Below are 5,828 nucleotides of genomic sequence, written 5' to 3' on the forward strand. Positions count from 1 at the left end.
GCCGGCACGTCGATGCGCCCGTCCCGCACGAGGCCCGCGCCGGCCAGCCGACGGACCACCTCGCCGTCGGCGACCGACGCCGTGAGCGGCCCGTCGCCCGCGCCGGGCCCGAGGACCTGCTCGCGGGCTCCGACCACCACGGACACGACCACGACGCCCACGGCGAGGGCGGCCAGGAGCACGCGCAGGGCCTCGCGCGGTCGGCTCCGGATCCGTGCGCAAGCGCTTGGCGCGCTCGCGCAACGGCGACGTCCCCGCCCTCGTCCGCCCATGAGCCCTCCCGGAGGCCTGGCTACCGGACCGCGGAGTCCGACGGCGGCCATGCGACACGGCGGGGGGGGGCTCGGAGGACCCGGCCGCCCGGGGAGGAGCGGGCCCGTCACCGGTGGGCGGCGTCCGCCGCCCGCCCGGTGGTCAGAGCAGGGCGCGCGCTCCCGCCACGACCGCGACGAGGGCGCCGAGCGACGAGGGCCCGGGCGTGTTCTGCCCGGCCGTCGCGAAGCGGATGAGCGCGAACGCCACCACGGCGATGACGACGAGCGCGGCGATCACGTAGATCCACACCTTCAGCCCCCGTCGCGCGGGCTGCAGGGGATTCTGCTCGAGGGGGCCGTCGTGGTCGGGTCGTTCCGGGTGATCGCGCATGATCGCACCCTACGCCGGTCGATGCCCCCATCGACGGGCGCTCGGACGCGACGACGGGCGGCCTCCCTGGTCGGGAGACCGCCCGTCGGCGGTGGCGCGTCCCCGGGACGCGCCGGTGGTTCAGGCGGAGATGCTCTGCGCGAGGACGCCGTCGAGCACGACGGACGCCTCCTCGTCGGTCGACTTCTGCGCGAGCGCGAGCTCCGAGACGAGGATCTGCCGGGCCTTGGCCAGCATGCGCTTCTCGCCGGCCGAGACGCCCGAGTCCTGGTCGCGGCGCCAGAGGTCGCGGACGACCTCGCTGACGCGGCGGACGTCGCCGGATCCCATCTTCTCGGTGTTGGCCTTGAAGCGGCGCGACCAGTTGCCGGCCTCCTCCTCGACGTCGCCCCGCAGCACGTCGAACACGGCCTCCACGCCGGAGCTGTCGATCACGTCGCGCAGCCCGACGAGCTCCGCGTTGTCGACGGGCACGTCGATGACGAGCTCGCTCTGGTGGATCTGGAGGGTGATGTACTTCTTGTCGACCCCCTTGATGGTGCGGGTCTTGACCGCGGTGATCGTGGCTGCGCCGTGGTGGGGGTACACGACGGTCTCCCCTACTTCGAAAATCATGTAGTGCTGTCCTTCGATCCCTCGAGATGTGTGCCGGAGATGTCGCGCACGCGCATGGAGAGCCGCGTGGGCGCCGACGTCCCGCGTCGCGACCTGCCCCGTGGGGCGTCGTCGTGATGCGTGGCCGGTGCACCGAGATCACCGGCCGCCGCGGCGCTCTGCTCGAGGGCGTCCGCGGTGATGGTCCGACCGGTATTCTCTCACGGTTCTCCGGCGCCCAGCGACGCCGTCGGCTCACGCGACGACGGACCGCGGCGGACTGGCTGCCCCGCATGCGGAGCGTGTGGTGCACCCCCTCGGACTTGAACCGAGAACCCACTGATTAAGAGTCAGTTGCTCTGCCAATTGAGCTAGAGGTGCAGGTGAGGACCCTGTCGTTCGGGGTACCGGACCGAGAGATGACACTAGCACCAGGTCGCGGGCGGACGCGAATCGAGGTCCGGGACCGCGCGCGGGCCCCGATGCGGGCGGCCCTACCATGGAGCCCGACACCCCCGAACGAGAGGCTCCCCCATGACCGAGACCGCCCGCCTCGAGAAGGGGCAGACCGCCCCCGACTTCACGCTCCCCGACCAGGACGGGACCCCGGTCACGCTGTCGGACCTCCGCGGCCAGGGCGTCATCGTCTACTTCTACCCGGCGGCCGGGACGCCCGGGTGCACGACCCAGGCCTGCGACTTCCGCGACAGCATGGACGGCCTGCAGGCCGCCGGCTACCGCGTCCTGGGCGTCTCGAAGGACCCGCAGGAGGACCTGGCCCGGTTCCGCGAGGAGCAGGGCCTCGGCTTCACCCTCCTGTCGGACCCCGACCTCGAGGTGCACCGCGCCTACGCCGCCTACGGGGAGAAGTCGCTCTACGGCAAGAAGGTCACGGGCGTCATCCGCTCAACGGTCGTGTTCGACGGCGAGGGCCGCGTGGCCCTGCCGCTCTACAACGTCAAGGCGACGGGCCACGTCGCCTCGCTCCGCAGGAAGCTCGGCATCGACGCCTGAGCGCGCGGCCCCAGCGCGCGCGGGCCGTGGCGCGGCCGCTCAGTCGCGCCGGCGCGTCGCGAGCATCACCGAGCGGGTGAAGAGCAGCACGAGCACCACGGCCGACGGCACGATGAGTCCCCAGCCGATGTCCTGCCGCGCGTCGACGCCCTGGAGGCTGCCCACCCCGACGGCGATCTGCAGCACCTGCCACGTCACGGCCGCCGGCCGCACCCAGCTCCGGCCCCGCAGCACCCCTCGCACGACCGCCCCGAGGAACACGGCGGCGAGCGCCGAGAGCGCGATCAGCGCCACGGCGCTGGCGAGGGACGCCGGGGTGGAGGTCAGCAGGTCGACGACGAGGAGGCCGGTGATGCCCGCCATCCCCAGGGCCTCGAGCCCGAGGAGGACGGTGAGGAGGACGACGGCGGGAGTCCGCCTCGGGCCTTCGGCGCGGTCATCCGGATCGATGGCCCCAGCGGTTCCGGTCACAGCACGTTCCCATACAAAGCTATTGATTGATCGTTGGCTCTATGCGACGATATTCGAGGTCGAGTTCGTTCACAGGGTGGTGAGCAGATCCGGAACCGAGCTTACAAGGAACGCATTCCCGAAGCTGAGCATCTCACGAGGAGGGGCCACGTGCCCCGTCCCGATGCGGTTCCCGGACGCCTCGCCCCACCCCATCCCGCGGCAGATCCGCCGTGCAACGAGTACCGACCTGAGGAGCACCCCTATGGACTGGCGTGACAAGGCAGCCTGCCTGACTGTGGACCCCGAGCTGTTCTTCCCCGTGGGGAACACCGGCCCGGCCGTGGACCAGATCGACAAGGCCAAGGCCGTCTGCGGCCGCTGCTCCGTCACCGAGATGTGCCTGCAGTACGCCCTCGAGACCGGCCAGGACTCGGGCGTCTGGGGCGGCCTCAGCGAGGACGAGCGTCGCGCGCTGAAGCGTCGTGCCGCTCGCGCCCGCCGCGCCAGCTGAGCCACGCTCCACCGCACGACCGACGAGAGCCGGGTAGCCCCACGGGCGGCCCGGCTCTCGTCGTCCCCGGCTGTCGGCCTCAGGCCGTGACGGGGGCCAGCCAGCGCAGCGGCACCTCGATGGTCACCTCGGTGCCGCTGCCCATGAGCGTGTGCCAGTCGATGGTGCCGCCCAGCTCGCCCTGGATGAGCGTGCGCACGATCTGCGTCCCCAGCCCGGTCCCGACCTTGCCCTCGGGCAGGCCCACGCCGTCGTCCCGCACGCTGACGGTGAGCGTCTCCTCGGTGCGCGCCGCCTCGATGGCGACCTCGCCCGAGCGTCCCGCCAGGCCGTGCTCGACGGCGTTCGTCACGAGCTCGGTGAGCGCGAGGGCGAGCGGGGTCGCGTAGGCGCTCGGCAGCACACCGAAGCTGCCCAGGATCTTCGGGTGCACGCGCGTGTTGTGCGCCGACGCCACCTCGGCGATGAGCAGCAGCACGCGGTCGAACACGGCGTCGAAGTCCACGTTCTGGTTGAGGCCCTCGCTGAGGGTGTCGTGCACCACGGCGATCGCTCCCACGCGGCGCTGCGCGTGGCCCAGGGCCTCGCGCGCCTCCTCGGTGTGCGACCTGCGCGCCTGGATCCGCAGGAGGCTCGCGACGGTCTGCAGGTTGTTCTTCACGCGGTGGTGGATCTCACGGATGGTCGCGTCCTTGGTGATCAGCTCCCGCTCCTGGTGGCGGAGCTCTGTCACGTCGCGGCAGAGCACGACCGCGCCGACCCGCTCGCCGTGGCTGCGGATCGGGATCGCGCGGAGGGAGACCGTGACGCCGCGGGACTCGATGTCCGTGCGCCAGGGCGCCCGGCCCGCGACGATGAGCGGCAGCGACTCGTCGACCGTGAGCCGCTTGCCGGTGAGGAGGCTCGACGTGGCGTCGGCGAGCGACTCCCCCTCGAGCTCCTCCGAGAAGCCCATGCGGTTGAACGCGCTGAGGGCGTTGGGGCTCGCGAAGGTCGTGATGCCGTCGACGTCGAGCCGCAGGAGGCCGTCCGACGCGCGCGGCGCGCCGCGGCGCGGTCCGGTCGGCGATCCCAGGTCGGGGAAGTCCCCGTCCGCGATCATCGCGAACAGGTCGTTGGCGCACTCGTTGAAGGTCAGCTCCTGGCGGCTGGGCGTGCGCGTCTCGCTGAGGTTCGTGTGGCGGGTGATGACCGCGATGGGGGTGTCGGTGACCTCGGGACTGCCCTGGGCGAGCCGGCGGAGCACCGGGACCGCGCGGACGCGCGTCGGGGTCTCCTCGTACCAGTCGGGCGCGGACGAGTCGATGATGCGGGCCGTCTCGTGGGCGTCCGTCACCTGCTTGCGCCACTCGGCCTTGATGGGCTGGCCCACGAAGTCGCGGTAGAAGAGCGTGGCCGAGCTCGAGGGTCGTGCGTGCGCGACGGCGACGAAGCTGCCGCTCACGGTCGGGACCCAGAGCACGATGTCCGCGAAGGCCAGGTCCGCGAGGAGCTGCCAGTCGCCGACGAGGAGATGCAGCCACTCGACGTCGGCGTCGGAGGACAGACCCTGGGCATGCACGAGATCGCTGAGCGTGGACACGGCTACAGCCTAGGCGGGTAGCGACCGCTCCTCCCCCGCGTCGTCGACGCCCCGGCGGGAGGACCTGACCGCGCGCCGCGTCCGCCGCGACGCGTCCTCGGGCGGCAGGAGCGTCGAGCGCGTGAACCGCGACCACTCGAGGAGCGCGGGCGAGCGCGGCGCGACGTCGCGGAGCGTCGCTCCGGTGAGAACGGCCTCGTCGAGGGCGTCCCGGTCGTCCGGCACGTACGCCGCGGCCTCCACGGCGCCGAAGCGCAGGAGCGTGCGGCGGACCTGCCCGGCCGCGTCCCAGCCGCCCGCGCTCGGCCGCACGCGGTTGACGAGGACGGAGACCCTCGACGGGTCGACGATCTCGAGGAGCTGGACGTAGGCGCGGAAGAAGCGCGACAGCCCCACGGTGTCGGCGGACACGACGGCGACCACGTGGTCCGCGCCCCGCAGCACCGCGTGCGTCGCCGCATTGCGTCGCGGGGAGAACATGTCGCTGGAGATCTCCTCGTCGTCCTCGAGGTTGAAGGACGCGTCGACGACGGTGTGGTCGCGCCAGCCCCGGCACGCCTGGAGCACGGCCGACACCCGGCCCTCGGCCAGCTCCGGCCACCTGTCCGGCCGCGAGATGCCCGTGAGGACCGAGAACCCGGGCGCCCGGGTCGACGGGTGGTGCTGGGCGATGCGCTCCAGCTCCTCGACGGTGAGGCTGCCCGCCGCGGCGAGCCGACAGGCCGCCGCGAAGCCGGGCGCCTCGTCCAGCAGGCCGAGCGTGGCGGCCACCGTGCCGCCGTGGACGTCGGCGTCGACGAGCACAGTGGGCCGGCCGGCCGCCGCGATCTCCCCCGCGATCGCGACGGCCGTCGTCGTGCGACCCGGCGCACCCTGCGGCCCCCACACGGCGATCACGCGGCCCGTCGGCGCCCCGCCGTCGTCGACGGGAGGAGCCTCCCGGTCCCGGATCACGGGAGCCGGCACGCGCGGACGCCGCACGAGACCGAGGCGGGCGCGCAGGGGACGGAGCCGTGGCCGAGGATCGGC

7 protein-coding genes, 1 tRNA gene and 1 pseudogene are annotated in these 5,828 nt (G+C 72.9%); 2 read left to right on the top strand and 7 right to left on the bottom strand.

Annotation, left to right across the window (positions count from 1 at the left end; genetic code table 11):
* The 4 genes and pseudogenes from Q6969_RS12355 to Q6969_RS12370 all read right to left on the bottom strand — a co-directional run.
* Positions 1 to 182: pseudogene (locus Q6969_RS12355) on the bottom strand (HNH endonuclease); the annotation flags it as partial.
* Positions 183 to 414: 232 nt separating this feature from the next.
* Positions 415 to 645 (bottom strand): hypothetical protein, encoded by a 231-nt coding sequence (locus Q6969_RS12360; RefSeq protein ID WP_317230707.1) that lies wholly within the window; start codon positions 643 to 645, stop codon positions 415 to 417.
* A gap of 120 nt (positions 646 to 765) precedes the next feature.
* Positions 766 to 1,260, bottom strand: a complete 495-nt coding sequence (locus Q6969_RS12365; protein ID WP_012298114.1) for a CarD family transcriptional regulator — start codon at positions 1,258 to 1,260, stop codon at positions 766 to 768.
* Positions 1,261 to 1,544: 284 nt separating this feature from the next.
* A tRNA-Lys gene (locus tag Q6969_RS12370) sits at positions 1,545 to 1,620 on the bottom strand.
* Between the two features lie 153 nt (positions 1,621 to 1,773).
* Here Q6969_RS12370 and bcp point away from each other — a divergent pair.
* Complete coding sequence (bcp, locus tag Q6969_RS12375; RefSeq protein ID WP_317230708.1) at positions 1,774 to 2,253, top strand: thioredoxin-dependent thiol peroxidase; 480 nt, start codon at positions 1,774 to 1,776, stop codon at positions 2,251 to 2,253.
* A 39-nt stretch (positions 2,254 to 2,292) separates the two neighbouring features.
* On the opposite strand, the gene Q6969_RS12380 is transcribed toward bcp, so the two are convergent.
* Positions 2,293 to 2,724 (bottom strand): hypothetical protein, encoded by a 432-nt coding sequence (locus tag Q6969_RS12380; protein ID WP_104290999.1) that lies wholly within the window; start codon positions 2,722 to 2,724, stop codon positions 2,293 to 2,295.
* Between the two features lie 244 nt (positions 2,725 to 2,968).
* Between Q6969_RS12380 and Q6969_RS12385 the strand changes: the two genes are divergently transcribed.
* Complete coding sequence (locus Q6969_RS12385; RefSeq protein WP_012037746.1) at positions 2,969 to 3,217, top strand: WhiB family transcriptional regulator; 249 nt, start codon at positions 2,969 to 2,971, stop codon at positions 3,215 to 3,217.
* Positions 3,218 to 3,296: 79 nt separating this feature from the next.
* On the opposite strand, the gene Q6969_RS12390 is transcribed toward Q6969_RS12385, so the two are convergent.
* Both Q6969_RS12390 and Q6969_RS12395 read right to left on the bottom strand, forming a co-directional pair.
* The gene (locus Q6969_RS12390) at positions 3,297 to 4,799 is read right to left on the bottom strand and encodes a sensor histidine kinase (protein WP_015489761.1); all 1,503 of its coding nucleotides are present in this window, start codon (positions 4,797 to 4,799) and stop codon (positions 3,297 to 3,299) included.
* Positions 4,800 to 4,808: 9 nt separating this feature from the next.
* Positions 4,809 to 5,828, bottom strand: a 1,020-nt coding sequence (locus Q6969_RS12395; protein ID WP_396335547.1) for a CpaE family protein, incomplete at its 5' end; no start/stop codon positions are given.

This window comes from Clavibacter sp. MX14-G9D (assembly GCF_032917815.1).
In the GTDB taxonomy this organism is placed as follows: Bacteria; Actinomycetota; Actinomycetes; order Actinomycetales; family Microbacteriaceae; genus Clavibacter; species Clavibacter michiganensis_K.

Coding starts and splice junctions, on each gene's coding strand:
- Q6969_RS12360 (WP_317230707.1), bottom strand. CDS start 645: ATGCGCGATCACCCGGAACGACCCGACCACGACGGCCCCCTCGAGCAG.
- Q6969_RS12365 (WP_012298114.1), bottom strand. CDS start 1,260: ATGATTTTCGAAGTAGGGGAGACCGTCGTGTACCCCCACCACGGCGCA.
- bcp (WP_317230708.1), top strand. CDS start 1,774: ATGACCGAGACCGCCCGCCTCGAGAAGGGGCAGACCGCCCCCGACTTC.
- Q6969_RS12385 (WP_012037746.1), top strand. CDS start 2,969: ATGGACTGGCGTGACAAGGCAGCCTGCCTGACTGTGGACCCCGAGCTG.